19 protein-coding genes are annotated in these 22753 nt (G+C 70.3%); 11 read left to right on the forward strand and 8 right to left on the reverse strand.

Annotated features, from left to right (window positions below; genetic code table 11):
• Positions 1-107 precede the first annotated feature (107 nt).
• The 3 genes from DEJ08_RS07465 to DEJ08_RS07475 are packed head-to-tail and all read left to right on the forward strand — an operon-like array spanning position 108 to position 2385.
• The gene (locus tag DEJ08_RS07465) at positions 108-929 is read left to right on the forward strand and encodes an ABC transporter permease (RefSeq protein WP_111030339.1); all 822 of its coding nucleotides are present in this window, start codon (positions 108-110) and stop codon (positions 927-929) included.
• Positions 926-1654 (forward strand): ABC transporter ATP-binding protein, encoded by a 729-nt coding sequence (locus tag DEJ08_RS07470; RefSeq protein WP_258367169.1) that lies wholly within the window; start codon positions 926-928, stop codon positions 1652-1654. Before DEJ08_RS07465 ends, DEJ08_RS07470 begins: the two co-directional genes overlap by 4 nt.
• Positions 1655-1686: 32 nt before the next feature.
• Positions 1687-2385 (forward strand): acyltransferase, encoded by a 699-nt coding sequence (locus DEJ08_RS07475; protein ID WP_258367168.1) that lies wholly within the window; start codon positions 1687-1689, stop codon positions 2383-2385.
• On the opposite strand, the gene DEJ08_RS07480 is transcribed toward DEJ08_RS07475, so the two are convergent.
• Positions 2319-5054 carry a bifunctional glycosyltransferase/CDP-glycerol:glycerophosphate glycerophosphotransferase gene (locus DEJ08_RS07480; protein ID WP_111054967.1) on the reverse strand — a complete coding sequence of 912 codons (2736 nt, stop codon included), beginning with the start codon at positions 5052-5054 and terminating at the stop codon, positions 2319-2321. The two genes, DEJ08_RS07475 and DEJ08_RS07480, sit on opposite strands and share 67 nt — an antisense overlap.
• A 63-nt stretch (positions 5055-5117) precedes the next feature.
• Here DEJ08_RS07480 and DEJ08_RS07485 point away from each other — a divergent pair, with 63 nt between their 5' ends.
• Complete coding sequence (locus DEJ08_RS07485; protein WP_284180519.1) at positions 5118-6734, forward strand: glycosyltransferase family 2 protein; 1617 nt, start codon at positions 5118-5120, stop codon at positions 6732-6734.
• Positions 6731-8470 carry a glycosyltransferase family 2 protein gene (locus DEJ08_RS07490; RefSeq protein ID WP_111054965.1) on the forward strand — a complete coding sequence of 580 codons (1740 nt, stop codon included), beginning with the start codon at positions 6731-6733 and terminating at the stop codon, positions 8468-8470. The genes DEJ08_RS07485 and DEJ08_RS07490 overlap by 4 nt, the downstream gene beginning before the upstream one ends.
• Here the strand turns inward: DEJ08_RS07490 and DEJ08_RS07495 are convergent.
• Together DEJ08_RS07495 and DEJ08_RS07500 are read right to left on the reverse strand one after the other, a co-directional pair.
• Positions 8460-9308, reverse strand: a complete 849-nt coding sequence (locus tag DEJ08_RS07495) for a DUF6270 domain-containing protein (RefSeq protein ID WP_111109790.1) — start codon at positions 9306-9308, stop codon at positions 8460-8462. The two genes, DEJ08_RS07490 and DEJ08_RS07495, sit on opposite strands and share 11 nt — an antisense overlap.
• 44 nt (positions 9309-9352) lie before the next feature.
• Positions 9353-10468 carry a glycosyltransferase gene (locus DEJ08_RS07500; RefSeq protein ID WP_111054963.1) on the reverse strand — a complete coding sequence of 372 codons (1116 nt, stop codon included), beginning with the start codon at positions 10466-10468 and terminating at the stop codon, positions 9353-9355.
• A 50-nt stretch (positions 10469-10518) separates the two neighbouring features.
• On the opposite strand from DEJ08_RS07500, the gene DEJ08_RS07505 reads away from it, so the two are divergent.
• A complete protein-coding gene (locus tag DEJ08_RS07505; RefSeq protein WP_111030345.1) occupies positions 10519-11097 on the forward strand; it encodes an SGNH/GDSL hydrolase family protein in 579 nt (192 codons plus the stop codon).
• An 18-nt stretch (positions 11098-11115) separates the two neighbouring features.
• Here the strand turns inward: DEJ08_RS07505 and DEJ08_RS07510 are convergent, their stop codons facing one another.
• From DEJ08_RS07510 to DEJ08_RS07525, 4 genes are all read right to left on the reverse strand, one after another.
• The gene (locus tag DEJ08_RS07510; protein ID WP_175529707.1) at positions 11116-11271 is read right to left on the reverse strand and encodes a hypothetical protein; all 156 of its coding nucleotides are present in this window, start codon (positions 11269-11271) and stop codon (positions 11116-11118) included.
• 147 nt (positions 11272-11418) lie between these two features.
• Complete coding sequence (locus DEJ08_RS07515; protein WP_111054962.1) at positions 11419-14007, reverse strand: glycosyltransferase; 2589 nt, start codon at positions 14005-14007, stop codon at positions 11419-11421.
• Complete coding sequence (locus tag DEJ08_RS07520) at positions 14007-15461, reverse strand: glycosyltransferase family 2 protein (protein WP_111054961.1); 1455 nt, start codon at positions 15459-15461, stop codon at positions 14007-14009. The genes DEJ08_RS07515 and DEJ08_RS07520 overlap by 1 nt, the downstream gene beginning before the upstream one ends.
• Entirely contained in the window at positions 15458-16816 is a 1359-nt protein-coding gene (locus tag DEJ08_RS07525; protein WP_111023125.1) for a rhamnosyltransferase WsaF family glycosyltransferase, read from the reverse strand. The genes DEJ08_RS07520 and DEJ08_RS07525 overlap by 4 nt, the downstream gene beginning before the upstream one ends.
• Positions 16817-16869: 53 nt before the next feature.
• Between DEJ08_RS07525 and hisD the strand changes: the two genes are divergently transcribed.
• Genes hisD through DEJ08_RS07540 form a run of 3 tightly spaced genes read left to right on the forward strand, consistent with a single transcriptional unit; the run spans position 16870 to position 19764 of the window.
• Positions 16870-18177, forward strand: coding sequence for a histidinol dehydrogenase (gene hisD, locus DEJ08_RS07530; RefSeq protein ID WP_111054960.1), 1308 nt, complete (start codon positions 16870-16872; stop codon positions 18175-18177).
• Between the two features lie 13 nt (positions 18178-18190).
• Positions 18191-18691: a transcriptional regulator NrdR gene (nrdR, locus tag DEJ08_RS07535; protein WP_111054959.1), complete on the forward strand. Its 501-nt coding sequence runs from the start codon at positions 18191-18193 to the stop codon at positions 18689-18691.
• On the forward strand, positions 18688-19764 hold the full coding sequence (locus DEJ08_RS07540; RefSeq protein WP_084741082.1) for a quinone-dependent dihydroorotate dehydrogenase: 1077 nt from the start codon (positions 18688-18690) through the stop codon (positions 19762-19764). Before nrdR ends, DEJ08_RS07540 begins: the two co-directional genes overlap by 4 nt.
• Before the next feature lie 240 nt (positions 19765-20004).
• Here DEJ08_RS07540 and DEJ08_RS07545 read toward each other — a convergent pair whose 3' ends face one another.
• On the reverse strand, positions 20005-20580 hold the full coding sequence (locus DEJ08_RS07545; RefSeq protein WP_111023129.1) for a DUF3043 domain-containing protein: 576 nt from the start codon (positions 20578-20580) through the stop codon (positions 20005-20007).
• Between the two features lie 52 nt (positions 20581-20632).
• Here DEJ08_RS07545 and DEJ08_RS07550 point away from each other — a divergent pair, with 52 nt between their 5' ends.
• Both DEJ08_RS07550 and DEJ08_RS07555 read left to right on the forward strand, forming a co-directional pair.
• Entirely contained in the window at positions 20633-22084 is a 1452-nt protein-coding gene (locus tag DEJ08_RS07550; protein WP_111054958.1) for a dipeptidase, read from the forward strand.
• Positions 22085-22142: 58 nt separating this feature from the next.
• Positions 22143-22511 (forward strand): HesB/IscA family protein, encoded by a 369-nt coding sequence (locus DEJ08_RS07555; RefSeq protein ID WP_035808216.1) that lies wholly within the window; start codon positions 22143-22145, stop codon positions 22509-22511.
• Positions 22512-22753 lie beyond the last annotated feature (242 nt).

A 22753-nucleotide genomic window follows, 5' to 3' on the forward strand; every position in this document is an offset into this window, starting at 1 on the left:
GTCACCGAGTCGAACGTGGCAAGTGCAACCTTTGTGCGAGAATGTCTCGTCCCCGAATCCCTGTGAGGAGCGCTGCGTTGCGCCCCGGAGGAGCCTGCACCCGAAGCATGACGTACCTGAACGAGCTCATGTCGTCGCGGGAACTCCTGGCGAACCTCACCGCCCGCGAGGTCAAGGGCAAGTACCGCCGCACGGTCTTCGGGCAACTGTGGTCCCTGATCAACCCGCTCGCGACGATGCTGATCTACACGATCGTGTACTCGTTCATCTTCCGGGCACGACTCGAGGTCGGCGACCCCAGCGGGCTCAACATCTACCCGCTCTGGCTCATGTGCGGGCTGCTGCCGTGGATCTTCGCGCGCAACGTCATCAACTCCGGCATGACGTCGATCGTCGCCAACGGCTCGCTGATCAAGAAGGTGTACTTCCCGCGGATGACGCTGCCGCTCGCGGCCGTCGGGTCCTTCGGGTTCACGTGGCTGGTGGAGATGGGGGTGTTGCTCATCGCGCTCGCGATCGCCGGGTCGAACTTCTGGCTCTACCTGCCGCTGATCGCCCTGACGATGGTGTTCCTCGCCATGTTCTCCGCCGGCCTCGGGCTGATCCTGTCGATCATCAACGTGCACTTCCGCGACATGCAGCACCTGGTCGGCATCGCACTGCAGATGTGGATGTACCTGTCGCCGATCATCTACCCGCTCTCGCTCGTCGAGGACGCCGCCAACAAGGCCGGACATCCGTGGATCATCCACGTCTACAAGCTCAACCCGATCGAGCGGTTCTCCGAGGTCTTCCGGAACCTCATGTACGACAACCGCCTCCCGAACTGGACCGACCTGGTCGCGTGTGCCATCGCCGGGTGCGCCTCGCTCGCGATCGGCTACGTCGTGTTCTCCCGCAACGAGAAGAAGCTGGCTGAACTCCTGTGAACGACTCCGCCGTCTCCGTCGAACACGTCTCCAAGCGCTTCCGCATGTACCACGAGCGCAACGACTCGCTGAAGAGCATGGTCATGCGCGGGAAGAAGTCCGTGCACGAGGATTTCTGGGCACTGAAGGACGTGTCGTTCGAGGTCCCGCACGGATCGACGTTCGGCCTCATCGGCAAGAACGGGTCCGGCAAGTCGACGCTGTTGAAGTGCCTCGCCAAGATCCTCTGGCCGGAAGAGGGCTCGATCACCGCGCGTGGCAAGCAGGCGTCACTGCTCGAGGTCGGCTCCGGGTTCCACCCCGAGCTCTCCGGTCGCGAGAACGTGTTCCTGAACGGCTCGATCCTCGGGATGAGCCGCAAGGAAGTGGCGCGGAAGTTCGACGACATCGTGTCGTTCTCCGGTGTGGGCAACTTCATCGACCAGCCGGTGAAGAACTACTCGTCCGGCATGTACGTGCGGCTCGGGTTCTCCGTCGCCGTCGCGGTCACGCCGGACATCCTGGTCGTGGACGAGGTGCTGGCCGTCGGCGACGCGACGTTCCGCAAGCGCTGCCAGACGAAGTTCAAGGAGATGAAGGACGAAGGCCGCACGGTCATCCTCGTCTCGCACTCCATGGGGACCGTCAAGGACATGTGCGACCAGGTCGCCTGGCTCAACGAGGGCGAGCTGAAGATGATCGGCCCGACCAAGAAGGTCGTGTCGGCGTACGAGGCGACCGTCTGAGCGTGCTCCTGCGCTGCACCTAGGCTGGAGCCGTGCAAACGGATGTTGAGGAGCTGTCGGCCTACTCGGACGACCGCGGGAACCGTATCGAGTACGCCGGCCCGAAACGGGGGAACGTCAAGATCACGTTCCGCGGGTCGAACAACGTCGTGCGGGTTCACCAACGTGCGCGTCTCGGGCGGATCGTGGTGAGCATGGACTGTGACAACGGTCTGCTCGACATCGCGGAGAACCACGGTGCGCCGGCGTTCGTCGCGAACATCAGGATCGGGCAGGACTCGTCCGTGCTCGTCGGCGCCAACGCATCCACCACCGCCAACTGCGTGATCTCGGCGACGGAGGGGACGACCGTGCGGATCGGCGACGACGTCATGATCGCTTCGCACGTCCAGATCCGGGCGGACGACGCGCACCCGATCTTCGACGTCCGCACCGGAGCGCGGGTCAACGTGTCGAGGTCGATCGACATCGGTGACCACGTCTGGCTCGCACTCGGCGTCACCGTCCTCGGCGGTACCACCGTCGGACGCGGCTCCGTGATCGGGACCGGGTCGATCGTGACGGGCCGGGTCCCCAACAACTGCATCGCCGTCGGGACGCCGGCACGGGTCGTGCGGCGCGACGTCGCCTGGGAGCGGCCGCACCTCTCGCTGAAGGAGCCCTTCTACAAGCCGGACGCGTCGACGGTCGAGCGTTCGCCGTTCTGGGAGCTCACGGAAGCCGACGACTGATCCTCGGCGGGCAGCGCGGCCTCGGGCTGGGGCTCGGCTGGTCGTGGTCCGCCCGTCAACCACTCCATCATCTGGATGACGCGTTCCGAATTGCGCCCGTCCCGCGTGACGAAGGTCCGTCGCGCCCGTTCCCGGAACGTGTCCGACGGGCGGAACCCGGCCTCTGCGATCCGTTCGACAGCGCCTTCCACTTCCCGGACGGACCCTGTGACCTCGCCGAACCCGGCTTCGTCGTAGTCGAAGTACCCGCGACGACCACTGTGCGAGCCGCCGAAGAACTCGCGGAGGTCGAAGTGGAAGTACACCACCGGGACGTCGATGAAGGCGGCGTCGAAGGCCAGCGACGAGAAGTCGGTCACGAACGCAGCGCTCCGGGCGAGGACGTCCTGCACGCCGTCGACGGCGAAGTCGAGGATCTCCACGTCGTCGGGCAGGTGGAAGTCGGTCAGGTACGGACGGAGGAGCGGGTGCGGCATGAGCGCGAGGCGCTTCCCGGTCCGCTTCGCGAGTGCGCGGAGCTCCGGCGACGACATGAGCGCCGTGTACTCCTTGGCGAAACGGCTCTCCATGAACCGGTCGTCACGCTCCCACGCTCCGGATCCGGCGACCTGCGCCCCGACGAGGTAGTGACGCCAGGTGGGCATGACGAGGATGAGGTCGCGCTCGGTTTCCTGCTTCGCCCGGCTCTTCTCGAGGAGCGCGTCGAAGCGGGGCAGCCCGGTCAGGACGACCTCGTGCTGGGAGAAGATCCACTGCCCGTGGCCCGCGATCGCGTCCCGCTCCTGCGGGGTCGAGACCACGAACAGGTCGGGTCGCTTCGAGTTGAGCCACCGCGACAGGTCGTAGTTGATCACGCCGTGCTGCAGGAAGGTGAAGTGGAACCGCGGCTGCCCGAACTTCGACGTGGGCAGGGGCTTGGTGACGAAGTCCGCGATGTGCGACGACGCGACGTGCTCGGCGTGGAGCATCAGTTGCACCCACTCGAGCGACCGGAACGCGATCATCCGGAACCCTTCGCGCTGCAGGCGGTCCCAGTCCTTGGAATCGCGGTTGAGCACGAAGTAGGCGTTGATGTCCGGACGGTGCCGTCGAACGTACCGGTAGGCGTGTTCCGCGTTGTCGTTCGCGTCCGTGTCCCGATCGATGAACACCCACGCGCCCTGGAACCGTTCGCGTGCGCGGCGCGTGCGGGCCAGCGTCGGTGCCAGGGCGTTCCGGAGTGCGGTCTTCTGCAGGGAGTTCCGGGTCGTGATCGCACGCTCGCGCACCGCTCGCCAGACGTGCTGCTTGTTGGTCAGCTCCACCTCGTTGGGATCCACCACGCGTCGGCGCTGGGCCAGGATCTGCGGTTCGAGCTGGCGGCGGGTCAGGGTTGCGTAGTGGTTCGGCACTTCACCCCGGGCGAAGACGACCTGCTGTCCGTCCACGTACATCTCGGTGACGTGGCCGCGGGGGATCCAGATCACGCGCCGGCGAACCAGCGGCCGACCGTAGAAGACGAAGTCCTGGACGGTCTCGAACTCGGGGACAACCTCGTGTCCGTCGACAGCGATCTGTTCCGCCGGGATCTCGCCGGTGAACCAGTACTGGAGCTGCACGAGTTGGTGGGCCTCATCGACCTGAGCGAGGTTGACGGTGTTCGGGCGGTCCGGTTCGTCCCGGTACCCGACGAGCATCGCCCGCCGCACCGCGAACTCCACGGGCAGCAGGTCGAAGGAGCGGACCGCTTCCGGACCGACTCGCTGCAGGACCGCAGCCGCCAGCTCGTGGAACTCGTCGAACGCATCGGCGGGGGCGAGGGCCGAGGGCGACCGGATCGCACGCTCGCGCCGGAAGTACCCGACGAGGTCGTAAAGGACGGTGTTCGCCACCCAACGATCGATGCGTCCGGTCGCCGACGCCTCGTCGAGGAGCCCGAGGTGACCGTGACGGAGCACGTCGGTGTACTTCCGTCGGTCCTCGTGGCTGGTCTGCATGGTGGAGCTGCCATCGCCGCGCTGACGGTAGCGGTACTTGGCCGAGGCCATCAGACCGATCCGGTGCAGTCCGTTGCGGAGCAGGTAGCGCGCGACGAAGTGGGCGTCCTCGAACGTGGGTCGGACACGACCGTCGAACCGGAGACCCGCCGCCTCGACGAGGTCACGACGCATGAACGCCGCGTTCACGCCGGTCTGCACGATGGGGTCCAACCGCATGTCGACGATGCGCGATCCCTTCTCGAAGCGCTTGCGGGACGGGTGCCCGTCCGTCACGCCGCCGTCGTCGTCCAGGAGGAGCTGATGGGCCGCGAGGAGCGCGACATCGTCCGACGCGTGCAACTCGATGAACTTCGCGACCTCTTCGAAGTACCGTTCCTCCAGCTCGTCGTCGGCGTCGACGAAGGTGACCCACTGCCCGGTGGCACGGGTCAATCCGGTGTTCCGTGCGTCGGCGATCCAGGCGTTGTCCTGGTGGATCACGGTCACGTCGGCTCCAGCGGACCTGGCCCAGTCGTCGAGGAGCGACCCCGTCGAGTCGGTCGACCCGTCATCGACGAACACGAACTGCACACGGTCGTGGTCGAACGTCTGCCGTTCGAACGACCGCAGGAGCGTCGGGAGGTACCGTTCCACGTCGAGCGCCGCCACGACGACGGAGATGAGTGGTGTGGTCCGGATCGCTGAGTCCATCGGTCGATCGGCTCCCTGTCGTCGTGATGCACGTGCTGCGATAGTTTAGGGCTGAAGTCGAGGTTGGCTCGTCGCGCACTGCGCAACCCGAACGTGATGAACTCCAGGAGAAGTGCTGTGGGCGGACCCCTTCCTCTGCTGTCGGTCGTCGTGCCGGTCGGCAGCGTCGGCCCGTGGTTCGACGTCGCGCTGGAGGCGCTCCGGTCGCAGACCCACCGTCGGCTCGAGATCATCCTCGTGCTCGACGGGCTCAGCTCCGGGGTGACGGAGTCCGTCCGGTCGCTCTCCACCGAAGACCCGCGCATCGTCGTGCTCGAGATCGGGGAACGTGGCGGAGCCGGCAACGCCAGGAACACCGGGCTGGGCGTCGCGACCGGCGACTTCGTCGCGTTCGCGGACGCCGACGACCTCGTGCCGCCCGCTGCTTACGAACGGCTCCTCGCCGTGTTCACCGAGTTCGGTCCGGAGATCGTCAGCGGGAGGGCTGAGCAGTTCACCGGGGACGGGCGCGAGTCGACCTACTGGACGACGGACGACGCACTCTGGACGACCGGGGGGACCGGCCTCCGGCTCTCGGACACGCCGCAGCTGGCCTTCGACCACACACCCTGGAACAAGGTCTTCAACCGCACGTGGTTGCTCGAGTCCGGCGTCGAGTTCCCGACCGGCACCACCTGCGAGGACGTTTCCTGGTGGGCGCGGCTCGCGGTGGGAGCGAGGGTCGACGTGCTGCCCGAGGTGGTGTACCGCCACCGGCGACACGACGGGTCGGTGACGTCGGGCATCGGCCGGGGCGACGACCTGGACGACTGGCTCGAACAGACCCGTGCAGCAGTCGAGACGTACGCGGCACACGGGGCGGACGGGGCGACGGAGGCTTTCGGACGGCGGCTGATCCGCCGAGAGGCGTGGACGCGGGTCCGCGGGATCGGCGTGCTCGACCCGGTCGGCGCCCGCCTGCTCGCCGACTTCGTGAGGTGGATCGACACCTGGGTCGACGAGACGGAGTTCGACGACCTCAGCGCGTACCCCGGCACCGCCTACGCCCTGCTCCGGGCGAAGGAGCCGGGACTCGCGGCCGAGCTCGTCGAGACGTTCGACCGCCCGGCAGAGGACGTCGTCATGCGGTGGCGCGGCCTCGCCGCCGAGTGCGAGCGGGCGCTCGGTCCCGACACGGAGCGCGGCGCAGACCTGTGGCGCGAACGCCTGTTCCGGCCGGTCGTCGATGCCGCACAGCGCGGCGATCCGCTCCCTGTCCGTCCAGAGCTCGTCGCGGCGTTCTGGGACGAGTTCGTCGGCCGTGGGCTGGACGAGCACGAACAGGTCGTGCTGTCCGCGTTGCGGGACGGAGCAGTGGACGACGTCGTGTTCCTCCGACGCAACCGTCGCGTCCGTGCGACCGCGGTCCGACACCGTGGTGGTCTCCGGATCAGCATGACGGGTCTCGAGCACCCGGCACCGGGGAACGTCGTGCTCGAGCGCGACGGAACCCGGACGGCAGTGCACCGGGGCGTGCTGTCATCGGACACGGTCGTCTCGTCGGCGAGGCCTCGGCCCGGTGACCGGTGGAGCGTCGAGTTCACGCTGCGCGACAGGCGGATCCACCGTGTCGAGGTGGCCGTCGCACCGTCGGCACTGCGCCGCGTCGCCGCCGTGCTCAGGACGAGGAGTCGGCCGTGAGTGCACAGCTCTCCGTCGTCATGCCGGTGCACGACGTCGCGCCGTGGATCGAGGAGCAGCTCGACTGTGTCCTGCGGCAGGATGTCGACCTCGAGGTGATCGTCATCGACGACCGGTCCACCGACGAGACGGTCGCGATCGTGGAGCGGATCGCGTCCCGCGACCCCCGTGTGCGACTGCACCGATCCCGAGCAGCGGGGGGAGGCACCGCCCGCAACCAGGGGATCGACCTCGCGCAGGGCGAGTACGTGGTGTTCGCCGACGGTGATGACCTGGTACCTGACGGGGCGTACCGGGCGCTCATCGACGCAGCCGAGCGCAGCGACGCCGTGATCGCGCTCGGACGGCACCTCAAGTTCAGCTCCGGGTCGGCCTGGGAGCCCATGTCGAGTTGGTACGACGTCCTGACCGAGTCGGTGACGGACCTCCAGGCCATGCCGAGGCTCTTGGCGAACCGCGCATGCTGGAACCGGGTCTTCCGCACCGACTTCCTGCGCGCGTCGGGCGTCCGGTTCCCGAACGCCCCGCGCTCCAACGACATCGTGCCGATGGTCCGCGCGTTCCTCGCCGCGGACCGTGTCGCGGTGGTGCCGGAGGTCGTCTACCTCTACCGCGAGCGTCCGGGAGCCTCGTCCATGACCGCGAGGGCGTCGGGCATCGATGGCGTGCTGAGCTACTTCGATCAGGAGATCGAGGTGGCATCACTGCTCGCCGATGCCGCCCCGGAGGTCCGCCGCGCGCACGCCGAGGTCGTCCTCGACGCCGACGGGTACGTCCACCTCGAACGGTTCCTCCGCGGCCAGCCGGATGCGAACGACCTGCACCGGGTCATCGGAGCGGTGCACGATCTGCTCGCGGTCGTGCCGACCGCCGATCGTCAGGCGCTCCGTGCCGAGCGACGAGCGCTCTGGTTCGCGGTGGCCAACGGAGCGGGGGAGATCGCCGTGCGCCTCGCGTCTGCGCTGCACGACGCGCGCGACGACCGCGACGTGCCGCCGGTGCTGCTCCGCGCCTGGGTGGACGTGATCCGCTCGGTCGGTGTGCTCGGAGAGGAAGCGGTCTTCGCACTCGATCGCGGATCCCTCGTGAACGACGGGCCGTTGGTCCTGCTGGCGAACCGCGCGGAGCACACCGACGTGTCGGTGCTCGGATCCGCCGTCACGGACCTGGGTCCGCTGACGGCGGGGGTCGAAGGGAACTCCGAACTCCTGCGCGCTATGGCGGGTGCCGTCCACGGGCAGGACCCGCTCGCAGTGCAGCTGGTCTCGATGGTGCGGCACCTCGCACCGCTCGTCGTCGACGAGGCGCACCCGGACGCCGGCGGCCTGACCTTGAGCGGACCAGTGGCCGGGACGGTGCCTGACGGGGTCTCCCTCGACATGGTCCTGACCGCAACCCCGACCGAAAACGCCACTCTGACCGGAGCCGGGGCAGCGGGTACCCAGGCCGTCCTCCGGGTCGATCACCGCTCATCCCGCTGGTCGCTGCGCCTGGAGAACGGCGACATCGCCACCGGCAGACACCGTGCCGTGGTCCGGATCTCGTTCCGTGGTCTCCGGCTCGACTTCCCGGTCGTGACCGCGAGGATGCCGCTCCCGCCCGTTCCGAGCGGCGTGCAACTGCAGCCCCTGGCCGACCGTGCGGACGGCTGGCGGTTCCTCGTCGACCGTCGGGTGCCGAGCGGGCACTTCGCCCGACGGCTCCTGCGCGCAGCGCGCGCCAGGCTCAGGAACTGAGGCCGGCGAGTTCGTCGGCCGGGTGCCCGGCGGTCAGGGCATCGCCGATGACCATGCGGTCGAGGTCGGCCATGAAGTCCTGGAAGAACGGTCGGCCGAAGTGCCAGGGCGAGATGCCGTAGGGGTGCGCGCCGTCGGAGTGGTACGAACGGTCGCGGTTGTCGATGGTACGGAGGTCGTGACGGGCAGCGATCGAACGGTAGAGCGAGTCGTACCGGTCGTTCTCCCGCAGCAGCCGCTTGTACAGGTCATCCCGTTTCTGGTCTCCGCGGTACTTCACGAACTCCAGGTCGCCGGTGCTCGTCCGGTAGTACGAGCTGTACCGGAAGCAGTTCAACACCAGGGTCGTCTCCGGGAGCGCCTGTCGCTGCCATGCCACGAGCTCGTCGACGGCCTGCTCGAGGAGCGGCACGTACTCGGCGCTCGCGTTCGCCATGTGCAGGGTCGTGAACCCCTCACCCGCCGCGAAGAAGTCCGTCTTCCGGAAGCTGTTCGGATTGTTCGTGATGGTCGCGTCGCCGATCCGCGCGAGCCCGTACCGGACGTCGGAGTAGAGGTCGAACAGCAGGTAGTCGGGCGCGAACGACTCGAGTTCTGCGCGGTCCGACTTGGCGATGTCGCGCGCCATCGTGCGCGCCCCGTGCTCGTTGACCTTGTCACCCGGCTGGATCCGTAGCGCGATGTCCGGAGCGACGGGCGCCGACAGGAAGCTCACGAGACCGGTCTGCCACGCGAGCGGACCGAGGTCGTAGACGTCCTTGTAGTGCGGGTTGTTCCGCGTGATGAACGCTTCTCGCGTGACGCACGAGCCGATGATGGCCACCTTGATCCGTGACACCGAGTTCTCCGTTCGATCGAGCATGAGCCAGCAACAAGGGTTGATTATGCCTCAGGGCGCGTGGCGGTCCGCGTCGGCAGGCCAGCCGTCGTGCGCCGCAGGAGCGCCTCGTACCGGCGGGAGACCGCGAACGGCGCGAGCCGGGCCGTGAACCCGAGTGCGGCACCGCCTTCCGGCAACGGCTCCGACAGCACCCGGGCGAGCGCGCCGGCATCACCGGGTTCGAACCACCGGACCCAGGCTTCACCGCCGAAGTCGCTCCGGAGGTGCGCTTCGTCGGGCAGCACGACCGGCACGCCGAAGGTCGCGGCGAGGTGGAGGCTGCCGGAGTTCAGGACGCGCCGGTACGGCAGCACCGCGATGTCCGCGGCGTCGAACCAGCGCTTGACCTCGGCGTCGGCCACGTAGTCGTGGTGACGGACGGTGCGGAGCCCTTCGGGCACGAGCCGATCGATGGTCGCTTCGTCCTCGGCCGACGTCCTCCCGGCGAGCAGGAGGACGAACCGGCCGGCGGCGGACGCCTGCTGCAGGGCCTCGATCAGGACGTCGACTCCCTTGTACGGACGGATCTGTCCGAAGAAGAGCACGGCGACGTCGTCGTCATCGAGTCCGAAACGTGCTCGTGCCTCCGCCCGGGACCCGTTGCCGTCGTAGATGCCGCGGTAGCTCGGGTGGGGGAGGTGTTCGACCGTTCGCCCGGAGAGGTCGTAGAACGGCGCCACCACGTCGCTCGTGCGGGAGTTCATGACGTGCACCGTGTCCGCGGTCGCGGCCAAGTAGCGGTTCAGCGCGATCTCGTGCTCCTCGTGCCGGACATCGTGTGCGAGCGCGTTGTGGATCGTCCAGACGACCCGGGCGCCGTGTGCCCGCGCTCCGTCGACCGCGGCTCGGAACCGAGCGAGTCGGGCAACGGCCTCGGCGGCGTCGTCCGCACGCTGCACGATCGGAGCTGTCCAGTGCACGTGCACGACGTCTCCGGTGCCGAGGGAGCTCAGGTCGTGCTCGAAACGCTCGAGCCTCGCGGACTCGAGGACGTCCCACCCCGAGGCGCGTGGAGCCAGGAGCATGAGGTTCAGGTACGGGTTGTCGCGGTAGACGGGGAAGACCGCGAGCCGCGGTGGACGGCCGTCGCGAGGACGCGAGCGCGCTGTTGGAGCCACATGGCGATCCTACGAGGGGTCGCCGGTGCTCCGGTCGATAGCATCGAGGGATGTTCAGAGCTCGATCCAAGATCACCACCGATACACCGCTGACCTTCGCCGTGTCGGGTGACTCGGTCACGGCCCGCCCCGAGTCCTGGCGTGACCAGCTCGGCGATCGCCGTCTTCGGCTGGTCGGAGGCTTCGCCGAGGACGGTGCGACGTCCGAGCGTGCGTTCGGTCAGGTCCGTCGTTCACTGGCCGACGTGCTCGTGGTCATGATCGGCATGAACGACGTCCGGGAGGGCGTGCCCTTTGAGGAGATGACCGCGAACATCGAGAAGATCGTGCGGTTCGCGGAGTGTCAGACACCCCTGATCTGCTTGGTCCCGCCGAACAACCGCACCAACGGCACGGTGAACCAGCGTACGAACGGTGTCGTGGCGAACCGGCACTTGTTCGACCTCGGTGCGCGACGAGGGTGGGTGGTCGCGGATCCGTTCGCCTTCGCCCGGGCCTCCAACAACTCGTGGGGTGGCGGCATGTCCGAGGACGGCGAGCACCCGCTCCCGCACGTCTCCGCAGAGGCGGCGGTCCGCATGCGCCTGTTCATCCGGCAGGCAGCGGCGACGATGGGTCTCAACCAGTGAGATGAGGTCGGTCGGCGCTCAGTCCAGCGTCGCGACGATGTACTCGGCCTCGTGGAGGACCGAGCAGAACGCCAGCCCCTCGTGGTCGAGCGCATCGCGCTTCCGGATGACCGCGCCGCACACAGCGCACTTGGTCGTGAAGGTCGACCGCATTGCATCCGAGAGGAGCGACATGCGAGCAGCCTGCTCCGGCAAGGTGAACAGCAGGCCTCGTTTGTCTCGGAACCTGGTGAACGTGCCCGAAGAATCCGCCTCAGAATCGAAACGCGCTCAGCTCCGCGGGCTCGTGGTGTTCGCTCGCCACCTGCGCCGAGGGAGCGCTCACAGCGACCGGACGACCTGCCCCGCCTCCGCCACAGCCCCGACCACGACGGCGAAGTCCCCGTCCGCGACGGACTGCCCCTCAGCCAGCCACACGACGTTCCGCGCCCCCGGCTGCGGCACGAACGACGAACCACCCGGCCCCGAAGACGGTGCCCCCACGACCAGCACGGTCACCTCGTCCAACCCGCTGGATCCCCGGTACCAGGACGTCGGCATGTCGACCTGCACCACGTGTCCCGCGGCCTCGAGTGCGGTGACCAGTGCGGACACGTCCGCGACGCGCGTGCCGTCGTGCTTGACGGCGACACGGAAGCCTGCAGCCCCCTCCTCCCGGACGACGACCGGTCGCGAGGACCGCACCATCACGCCGTGGCCCTTGGGGAGCCCGGGGTCCACTCCGAGGTAGCGCAGTCCGGCTGCGTCGTACCGGGCGTCGGCGTCGGCGTCGGGGTACCGCCCGCGCCAGCGCTCGTCGAAGACGCGGCGGTTGTCGACGCGGGCGTCGTCCCGGCCCGGCGTGCGGCTCTCGTGGTGGACGACGACCGACGACGGGACGACGACGAAGGCGGAGCCCGCCGGTGACGTCGTCAGTGCGCGGAGGCACAGGTCCACGTCCTCCAGCCCGTTGGCGTACACGGGGTCGAACCCGTGCCAGCGGATCAGGTCGACGGCACGGAACGCCGCGGCGGCTGCGGTGATCGCCGAGAACCGCGCTGCGCCGGCGGAGCCCGACCCGAACACGCGGTCGGCGTCGTGCCGCGGGTGCTCGCCGAGGAAGTGCCAGGGCAGCACCTTGTCCCCGCCGAACACCGTGCCGGCGGCCTGCACGACGCCGTCCGGGTACACGAGCAGGGGCTGCGCGCCGAGGACCGACGGGTCGTCCAGCGCGCTGACGAGCGGCCGCAGCCAGCCGGTGGTGACCTCGGTGTCGTTGTTGAGCATGACGACGGTGCCGCCCGAGGACCGGGCGAGTCCGAGGTCGCTGCCCAGGGCGAAGTTCCGGTTCCGGTCCTCGCGCTGCAGGACCACCCGGGATTCGTCACGGAACCATGCACCGAGGATCGCGGAGACCGATCGCGGAGAGCCGTTGTCGACCAGGACGACCTCGACGCGGTCGCCGTCGTGGTCGGCCGCGCCGAGGACGGCATCGACTGCGCGCCGGGTCATCCTCCAGTCGCGGAACACCGGGACGACGATCGAGACGAGTCCGGTGTCGCGCGTCGGTGCTGCGGACGCCAGGGCGTCCCAATCGATGCGGTGGCGGGCGAGCGCGACCTCCTGCCACGACGCGGGCTGGGCGGAGGAGACCCGTCGCTGGTCCCGCACGTTGTCGTAGTCGACGCCGATGACGGGCACGTACGCGGGCACCCCGAACCGCTGCCCGATGCGGAGCAGCCACTCCCAGTCGATCCAGCGTCGGAGCGTCTCGTCGAACGGGCCGACCCCTGCGGCGACGTCACGGCGGACCACGAGCGCGTTGAGGTCGATGAAGTTGCCCGCGAGCAGGTCGTCGAGCGTGCCGTCCTCGCCACGGTACGTCTCGACGGGAGCGGTCCGGTCGTCCGCGTTGTTCGCGCCGACCATCCGCAGCCCCGTGTGCACGGCGGGCCCGTCGGTCTCGAGCAGTGCCGCGAGGGCTGCGGTCAGGTGTTCCGGACGCCAGGTGTTGTCGGCGTCGAGGAACGCGACGAAGTCGCCACGCACGGCCGCGATTCCGGTGTTCCGTGCGGCGCCGGCACCGCCGTTCTCCCGCTCGAGGAGCCGGATGCGCCCGTCTTCGGCAGCGAGCCCGCGCACGACGTCGACGGTGTTGTCGCCGGACCCGTCGTCGACCACGAGGAGTTCCCAGTTCGTGTGCTGCTGCGCTCGCACCGAAGCGATCGCCGCACCGACCACGTCGGCGCGCCGGTACACCGGCATCACGATCGACACGAGCGGTTGCTCCGCGTCGCGCCGCGCGACACCGCGCGGGTACCGGCCGAGGGCCTCGGCGACCTCGGGCCCGTCCCACGTGGACCGGTAGCGTCGCCGGGTGCGGTGCTGCGCACCGGCGAAGGCGCGCGCATCGGCGACGGCTGCGTCGCGTGCGGCGCCCCAGGTGGGAGCGTCGCCACGGCGGCCTGGAGGCACGGGGAGCGTGGTCGCATCGGTCGCGTTCCGCAGGAAGTGCCGGAGCGCATCGAGCGTGGACGCCGGGCGGTCGGCTCCCGGCACCGAGGCGGCGTACACGCCTGCGTCGAAGAGCGGCCCGGTCTGGAAGAGCTCGGGGCCCTCCTGGTGCAGGGCGTCGTACCAGGACATCGCGGGGACGGGCTGGTGCTCGCGCATCCACTCGTGCTCGATGAGCGGGTGCAGCGAGAGCCCCCGCTGCCCGTCGTTGTGCACGTAGAACGCGACGGCGTCGGCGTCGGTGTCGAACGTCCGTCCGGTCTGTGCCTCGAAGTACGCGCGGTCCAGCACCTCGAACTCGGCGATCCGACGGGCCCAGCGGTCGAGCCGGTCGGTCACGGTCAGCGGTCTGTCCGGGCCCCGGAAGGGTCGGGCGAGGCGCCGTGCGACGCGGCCGATGCCCTTCGCCTCGGCCATCAGCGGCGCCCCGGCAGTCGTGCGGCGACCTTCGCGATCGCCTGGCCGGTGCGGAAGGACCTGCTCGCGCGCAGGTCGGTGAGCTCGCGGCGCAGGCGCACGACCTCGTCCGCTGCGCTGGCTGCGGCGACGTCGGCGGCCGTGAGGTCGAGGGGGAGCAGCGCCGCCCACCGACGTTCGAGCGCGTCGGCCGTGCCCGCGAGCGGGGCCGTCAGCGCGTCCTCGATGCGTGCACGGGCGTCGGTGACCGCGCCCGGTGCGACGACCACGGCGAAGTGGTCCACGACGGCCGCGAGGGTGTCGGCGCCCGTCCGGTGCGCTCGCGACGACCACGGCACCGCGTTCTGCGCGGCCCGGACGACCACCAGGTGGAGCGCCCGGCGGTTTGCCGTGACGACGTCCGCGGGCGCCGGGTCCACGAGCACGGCGACGGTGACGAGGTCGTCGGGGCTGGGGTCTCCGGTGGTCACGGTCCACGCGGCCGGTGCCGACGTGCCGGCGGGGAGCCGGGCCTCCAGGTCGAAGCCGTCCCCGAAGGCCGCTTCGACCTGGCGGACGAGCGTGTCGGCGTCCTCGACGTGCCGCAGGTCCACGGCGAGCCGCGGGCGCTGCCCCGAGGGGACGAGGACGTCGGCGAATCGCTCGGTCGCCGTCATGCCGTGCCGCTGGTACGCGGCCACTGCGTCCGGCAGGAACGGGTAGCGACCCTCGAGCACGCGCTGGTGTGCGGCGCGCAGGGCGCTGCGGTTGCCGGAGAAGCTCTTGCCGCCGGCGTGCAGGACCAGCGCGCGGTTGGCGATCTTGGCGAGCCAGCCGTGGGCGGCGATCCGGAGGCAGTAGTCGTTCTCCTCGCCGTAACCGGGCGCGAAGGCCTCGTCGAACAGACCGTGCTCGGCGATCAGCTCGCGGCGGGTGAGGAAGCAGAACCCCATCGCGACGGGCAGGACCTGGGACACCGGGAGCAGCGGTGCGAGCTCGCCCCAGACCCGTCGGGTGCGGTCCTCGGTGCGGGCCGCGCCCCGGTTGGTCAGGCGGTAGGGGATGCTCGCGATCGTCGCGTTGTCACTGCGCGCGGTGACGACGCCGGTGCGGTCCTCGTCGAGGACCGCGAGCATCGCGTCGAGGAACCCCGCCGTCGGCACGGCGTCGCTGTTGAGGAGCAGGACGGCCTCGGTGTCGGGCTCGTCGGCACCGCGGTCGAGTTCGTCCACAGCACGGTTGCACGTGCCGACGAACCCGAGGTTGTGGTCGTTCCGCTCGTACCGGAATCCGGGGCGGTCGCCGATCCGGTCGAGCAGCGCCCGCTCGATGGCGTCGGCCTCGGGCCCGCAGTCGTTGACGAACAGGGCGCGGTGCCGCTCGGTGTCGAGGTGCTCGAGGAGCCCGTCGACGCACCGCAGCAGGGAGTCGAGGTCGCCGTACACGGGCACGACGACGAGGGTGGAGCGGGTCATCGGGTGGACTCCTCTGCTTCGAGTGCACGTGCGAGGGCGTCGACGGCGGTCTCCAGCGGGCCACCGAGCACCCCCGCGGCCAGGGGCACGTGCCCGGTCGGGCCGTCCGCAGCTGCCTGCCGGACGGCGTCGGCGACGGCCAGGCCGAGGGAACGGGCGTCGGCGGGGACCGCCTCGAGGTTCGGGTGCAGGTGCGCCCGGGTGCCGCGGAACTCGTTCGTCACGACGCGTGCGCCGGACACCGCGCCGTCGAACGGTGGGTGGCTCGGGTGCGGGCTGTGCTGGAGCGACAGCACCACGTTCGTCGATGCGATGAACCGGAAGTAGTCGTCCCAGGGCATGGTGCCGTGCGAGACGAGCTTCACGTCGCCCCGGCCCCCGTCGAGCTCGACGTCGCCGTGCTGTTCACCGGCCGAGTGGAACTCGACCCGGATGCCGTCGTCGGCCAGCTCCTGCACCGCGACCCGCAGCGCGGCGACGCCGAGGCGGAACAGGTTCCGGTGCTTGCTCGGACGGCCGTAGAAGAGGACCCGGACCACGTCCTCGTGCTTGCGGGCAGCGGCCACGCGTTCGAGCAGCTCGAGGTCGAGGTGCGGTGCGAAGGTGTGCTCGGAGGGGACGTCGAGGCCCTCGACGTCGGCCAGGTACCGGCGCAGCGGCTCGGAGTTCACGAGCATCCGGAAGCCGGCGCGGTAGGTCGAGGCAGCGACCGCGTACTCGGTCGACCACGGGCTGAAGCCGGGTTCGTAGTCCTGCACCAGGTACACGACGCGGTGCCGGGGGACGACCCCGGCGGTGACGGCGACGTCGATCGGGTGCGCGGTCTTCCAGTGCGTGGCGACCCAGACGTCGTCGCGGCCGAACTCGGTGTCCAGGACGTCCTCGCGCCGGACCACGCGGACGCCGGGACGTCCGTCGACGCGCGACTCCGGGAACCGGTCGGCGACGAGCGCCTCGGCTGCGGCGGCACTGTTGCCGGGTGTCGTCCACCGGACCATGACGACGCGGACCCGCCGGCCGAGCCGGTCGCCGAGCGCGAGGGCGACGGCCAGGGCGGTCTGCACCCCGGCGAAGGCGGCACCCTCGCGGAGTTCGTCGACCACGAGCACCACCTCGGGATCGCGGTCCACGGTGCGGATGCCGGCGAGCGACAGGCTCGTCTCCACCAGGCCGTCGAACGGGCGCGCGGCCAGCGGCGCGCGATCGCGTTCTCGCCGAGCCACACCGACGTCGACCCGGGACACCGTCCGGCCGAGTCGCTCACGGACGTCGTTGCGGTAGTGGCCGTCGCGGGCGTACCGCTCGTTCACCCGGACGAGGTCGCTCACGAGGCGCCGTGCCTTCTCGAAGTTCATCAGCCCTCACGTTACTGGGCGTCGGCGTTCGGCTCGGTAGGATCGGACCCCTCATGATGCAGCGAATCGACCTCCGCGGCGGCCTCCCCGCCCGTGCCGAACTCCTCCGACTCATGCCCCGCGCCGCGGGTGACGTGTCGCACGCGGTCGACGCCGCGCGCGAGTTGATCGAGGACGTCCGACACCGTGGGGCCGCGGCCCTGCACGACCAGGCCGAGCGCTTCGACGGCGGGGCTCCCGCGAACGTCCGGGTCCCCGCTGCCGAGATCACCGCCGCCGTGGCCGGGCTCACGCCCGAGGTCCGGGCAGCCCTCGACGAGGCCATCCGCCGCGTCCGCGCCGCGAGTGCCGCGCAGATCCCCGCCCCGTCCGTGACGACCCTGGCCGACGGCGCCGAGGTCCACCAGCGCTGGCAGCCGATGCGCCGCGTGGGGCTCTACGTGCCCGGTGGCAAGGCCGTCTACCCGTCCAGCGTCGTGATGAACGTCGTCGCGGCCCAGGTCGCGGGCGTGCCCTCGATCGCCTTGGTGTCGCCGCCGCAGCGCGACCACGGCGGCGCGGTCCACCCGACGATCCTCGCCGCGGCGGGGCTGCTCGGCATCGACGAGGTCTACGCGATGGGCGGCGCCGGAGCCGTCGGCGCGCTGGCGTACGGCGTCGCCGAGATCGACCTCGAGCCGGTCGACCTGGTCACCGGTCCGGGCAACAACTACGTCGCCGCCGCCAAGCGCCTGGTGCGCGGGGTGGTGGGCATCGACTCCGAGGCCGGGGCGACCGAGATCCTCGTGATCGCGGACGACACTGCCGACGCCGGGTTCGTGGCCGCCGACCTCATCAGCCAGGCCGAGCACGACGAGCAGGCCGGCAGCGTGCTGGTGACGACGTCCGCGACGTTCGCCGACGCGGTAGAGGCCGCCATTCCGGAACGCACGGCGGTGCTCGGGACGGCTGCGCGCCTCCAGACCGCCCTGGACGGACCGCAGTCCGCGATCGTCCTGGTGGACTCGCTGACCGACGCCGCGACCGTGAGCAACGCCTACGGGCCGGAGCACCTCGAGATCCAGACGGTCGACGACGACGCCGTGCTGGCCGACATCGACGCCGCCGGTGCAGTGTTCGTCGGGCCGAGCACGCCGGTGAGCCTGGGGGACTACCTGGCCGGGTCGAACCACGTGCTGCCGACGGGCGGCCAGGCCCGGTTCGGGTCCGGGCTGTCCGCGTCGACGTTCCTGCGACCCCAGCAGATCGTCCGGTACACGCCCGAGGCCCTGGCCGAGGTCGCGCCGCACATCGTCGCCCTGTCCACCGAGGAGCAGCTCCCCGCGCACGGGGCCGCCGTGACGGAGCGCACGAACCGATAGCCTGGGGAACGACATGTTCTGCCCCTTCTGCCGCCACCCGGACTCCCGCGTCGTCGACTCACGGACGAGCGACGACGGAACCTCCATCCGCCGCCGTCGACAGTGCCCCAACTGCGGTCGACGGTTCTCGACCACCGAGACCGCATCGCTCAACGTCGTGAAGCGCAACGGTGTCACCGAGCCGTTCAGCCGCGACAAGATCGTCTCCGGCGTCCGCAAGGCGTGCCAGGGGCGCCCGGTCACCGACGGTGACCTGGCCGTGCTCGCGCAGCGCGTCGAGGAGACCGTGCGGTCCTCCGGATCCAGCCAGATCGACGCGAACGACATCGGCCTCGCGATCCTCGCACCCCTCCGGGAGCTCGACGAGGTCGCCTACCTGCGGTTCGCGAGCGTCTACCAGGCGTTCGACTCGCTCGAGGACTTCGAGGACGCCATCGGCCAGCTCCGCCGCGACCACCACGGGGCATCCGACACGGCCGCCGGGTCGTCCACACCGTCCGGCACGCGCGCGTGAGCGGCATCGCCGAACGGATCGTGCGCGGCGGCTACCGCGTCGTGTTCCGTTCCGTGTTCGCGAACATGGACCCCGAGCGCGCCCACCACCTGGCGTTCGCCGTCATCGCGGGGCTGCCCCGCGTGCCGTTCCTGAGCGGCGTCGTCGAGCGGTACTGCCGTCCCGCGGCGGCCGACGGCATCACCACGATGGGCATCCACTTCCCGTCGCGCTTCGGCCTGGCGGCCGGGTTCGACAAGGACGCCCGCGGCATCGCCGGTCTGGGCCTGCTCGGCTTCGGCCACGTCGAGGTCGGCACCATCACCGCCAAGCCGCAGCCCGGCAACGAGCGCCCGCGCCTGTTCCGGCTGATCGGCGACCGCGCCCTGATCAACCGCATGGGCTTCAACAACCACGGCGCCGCAGCGGCCGCCCGACGCCTCGAGCGCGCCCGCCGCAACCCCGGCCGACCGGTCATCGGCGTGAACATCGGCAAGAGCCGGGTCGTCTCCGTCGAGGACGCCATCGACGACTACCTCGAGTCCACCCGCCGGCTCGCGACGTTCGCGGACTACCTGGCGGTCAACGTCAGCTCGCCGAACACGCCCGGTCTGCGCGGGCTGCAGGAACTCGACCAGCTCCGACCGCTGCTGTCCGCGGTGCGTGACGCCGCCGGCCGGACGCCGGTGCTCGTCAAGATCGCACCGGACCTGACCGACGAGCAGATCGACGCGATCGCGGGCCTCGCGGTCGAGCTCGGGCTGTCCGGGGTGATCGCGAACAACACGACGATCTCCCGCGACGGGCTGACGGCGGATCCGTCCGACGTCGAGGCGATGGGTGCCGGGGGCCTCTCCGGTGCGCCGGTCGCCGCCCGCTCGCTCGAGGTCCTGCGTCGCGTCCGCGCCGCAGTGCCCGCCGACTTCTGCGTCATCGCCGTCGGTGGTGTGACCACCGAGCAGGATGTGCAGGACCGCATCGACGCCGGCGCGACGCTCGTGCAGGGCTACACGGCGTTCCTCTACGAGGGGCCGACCTGGGCCGCGCGCATCAACCGGCTGCGCCGTCGGCGGCTGCGTCGCGCCGCGCGGTAGACGCGACCACCTGACGGACTGGAGGCCCGTGGCGACACCGCCACGGGCCTCCAGTCCGTCCTGGGGGCGCGCCTGCGCCATCGGGTGAGCAGAACACGCCGTGGCTCGCCAGTCGACCCGTCGTGTTCTGCTCACTCGATCGCCGATGCGGAGCGTGGGAGTGGGGGAGTGGGAACAGGGGAGCGGGAACGACGAAGCGCCGCCCGGCAGGCCGGGCGGCGCTTCGTCGTGCGCGTAGAGCTAGAGCGTGGGGTACTGCCCACGCCGGACCTGGGGCTTCGGCAGCCGCAGGAAGCGCAGCTGCCACGCCCGCGTGAGGATGTAGAGGAACGTGCCGCGCTGGAACTCGCCGAACTTGTTGGTGAGCTTGCGGCGGAGCGACAGCCACAGCACCACGCAGTCGATGATGAACAGCGCCACGAACGCCCACACGAGCAGGAGCGAGTAGGACGCGATGACCGTCTGCGCGGCCGCGAACCCGACGATCAGGAACAGCACGAGCACGGGCATCATGACCTCGCCGACGTTCCAGCGGGCGTCGATCCAGTCGCGGACGAAGCGTCGCTGCTCACCACGGTCCTTCGCCGGCAGGTAGCGCTCCTCGCCGTTGGCCATGCCGACCCGGGCACGCTCGCGCTCCGAGTTGAGGCGGGCACGGGCGGCCTTCTTGTCGACCGGCGTGTTGCCGACGAGGGGGCGGCGGTTCGCTGCCTCTCGCTCGCGGCGGGACGGCGTGGGGCGGCCCTTGCCCTGCTCGAGGAGCTCGGCCTCGGTCGGGTTGACGGTCGTGTTGGTCTTGGGGGCTGCCTTCGCCACGGTGCGTTCCTAACGGCGGTGTGCGTGCGGGATCTCCTCTAGATTACCGGGCATGACCGACAGCGAACAGCACAGCCCCGCGACCGACCCCGCGCTCCTCGACGCCCTGCGCGAACACGTGCAGGGTGCACTGCCCACGACGATCGCCGACCTGTCCGCGCTGGTGCGCCTGCCGTCGGTGTCCTGGTCGGCCTTCGACCCGGCGAACGTGCGCGCGAGTGCCGAGGCCGTCGCGGACCTCGCCCGGTCGACCGGGGTGTTCGGCGCGGACGACGTCCGGATCGTGCGGTCCGCGGTGTCCGGCTCGACGGCCGACGTCGCCGAGGCCGACGCGGAGGCCGAGCTCGGCCAGCCCGCGGTGCTCGCGGTGCGCCCGGCGCGGAACGGCAAGCCGACGGTGATGCTCTACGCCCACCACGACGTGCAGCCGCAGGGCGACGAGGCCCTGTGGGAGACGCCGCCGTTCGAGCCGACCCTCCGCGGTGACCGCCTGTACGGCCGCGGTGCCTCGGACGACAAGGCCGGCGTGATGACGCACATCGCGTCGCTCCGCGCGGTGCACGCCCAGTTCGGTGACGACCTCGACCTCGGGATCGTGCTCTTCGTCGAGGGCGAGGAGGAGTTCGGCTCCCGCTCGTTCCGCACGTTCCTGCGCGAGCAGAAGGAGCACCTCGCCGCCGACGTCATCGTCGTGGCGGACAGCGACAACTGGTCCACCGAGGTCCCGTCGATCACGGTCTCCCTGCGCGGCAACGTCACCTTCAAGCTCACCCTCACCACGCTCGAGCACGCCAGCCACAGCGGCATGTTCGGGGGAGCAGCCCCGGACGCGATGATCCCCATGGTGCGGCTGCTCGCCTCGCTGCACGACGCCGACGGCTCGGTCGCCGTCGAGGGGCTGACATCGTACGAGGCCGACGTGCCGGAGCGCACCGAGGACGAACTCGCCGTCGACGCCGCGCTCGTGCCCGGTGTCCGCCCGATCGGCACCGGCGCCGTCCTGTCCCGCATGTGGTTCCAGCCGTCGATCACGGTGACCGGCATGGACGTGCCGAGCGTCGCGAACGCCTCGAACACCCTGCTGCCCACGGTCTCGGCACGGGTCTCGGTCCGCGTCGCCCCCGGCCAGGACGCCCGGCAGGCGTCCGCAGCCGTCGAGCGGCACCTGCGCGAGCACGTCCCGTTCGGCGCACGGATGGAGATCACCGAGCCGGACAGCGGCGACGGGTTCCTCGTCGACACCGCCGGCTGGGCCGTCCAGGAGGCCCGAACGGCCATGCGGGAGGGCTGGGGCGCCGAGGCGGTCGAGCAGGGCATCGGCGGGTCGATCCCGTTCGTGTCCGACCTCGCCGCGGAGTTCCCGGACGCGCAGATCCTGGTCACCGGCGTCGAGGACCCGGACACGCGCGCCCACAGCCCGAACGAGTCGCAGCACCTCGGCGTCCTGCACCGTGCCATCGCGTCGGAGACGATCCTGCTCGCCAGGCTCGCGACGCGCAGCTGAGGGTGCTTACAATCGACGCCAGGCGCGGTGACCAGCACCGCCCGGAGGGAGACGCGCGATGAGCGACACCATCACCGAAGCACCGGCGACCGAAACGCAGTCGCACGGCGTCCTCCTGAGCGACGCCGCTGCCGGCAAGGTGGCGAGCCTGCTCGAGCAGGAGGGCCGCGACGACCTGCGCCTGCGCCTCGCCGTCCAGCCCGGCGGCTGCTCGGGCCTGATCTACCAGCTCTACTTCGACGAGCGCCTGCTCGACGGTGACGTCACCGCCGAGTTCGACGGGGTCGAGGTCGTCGTCGACAAGATGAGCGTCCCGTACCTCGACGGCGCGACGATCGACTTCGAGGACACGATCCAGAAGCAGGGCTTCACGATCGACAACCCGAACGCGCAGGGCAGCTGCGCCTGCGGTGACAGCTTCCACTGATCGCCAGCGATCCGACACGCGAGCGGGGAGCGACCGGAAGGGTTGCTCCCCGCTCGCGTTCGTGTGACCGGACGTGGCCCGCCGGGGCGCGGTGTGACCGGGCGAAATCGTGCCCGCAGACGTGCGGATCGAGGCCAGAACCGTGTCGTGTGTGCGCGAGCGGTACCGAGCTGCGAGTAAGCTAGGAGTGTTCCAATCAAGCTGGGAGCCAGCCATGCGCCGCCTTCGTGCGGCTCGCCGTC

Source organism: Curtobacterium sp. MCLR17_054 (genome assembly GCF_003234335.2).
Taxonomy (GTDB): Bacteria; Actinomycetota; Actinomycetes; order Actinomycetales; family Microbacteriaceae; genus Curtobacterium; species Curtobacterium flaccumfaciens.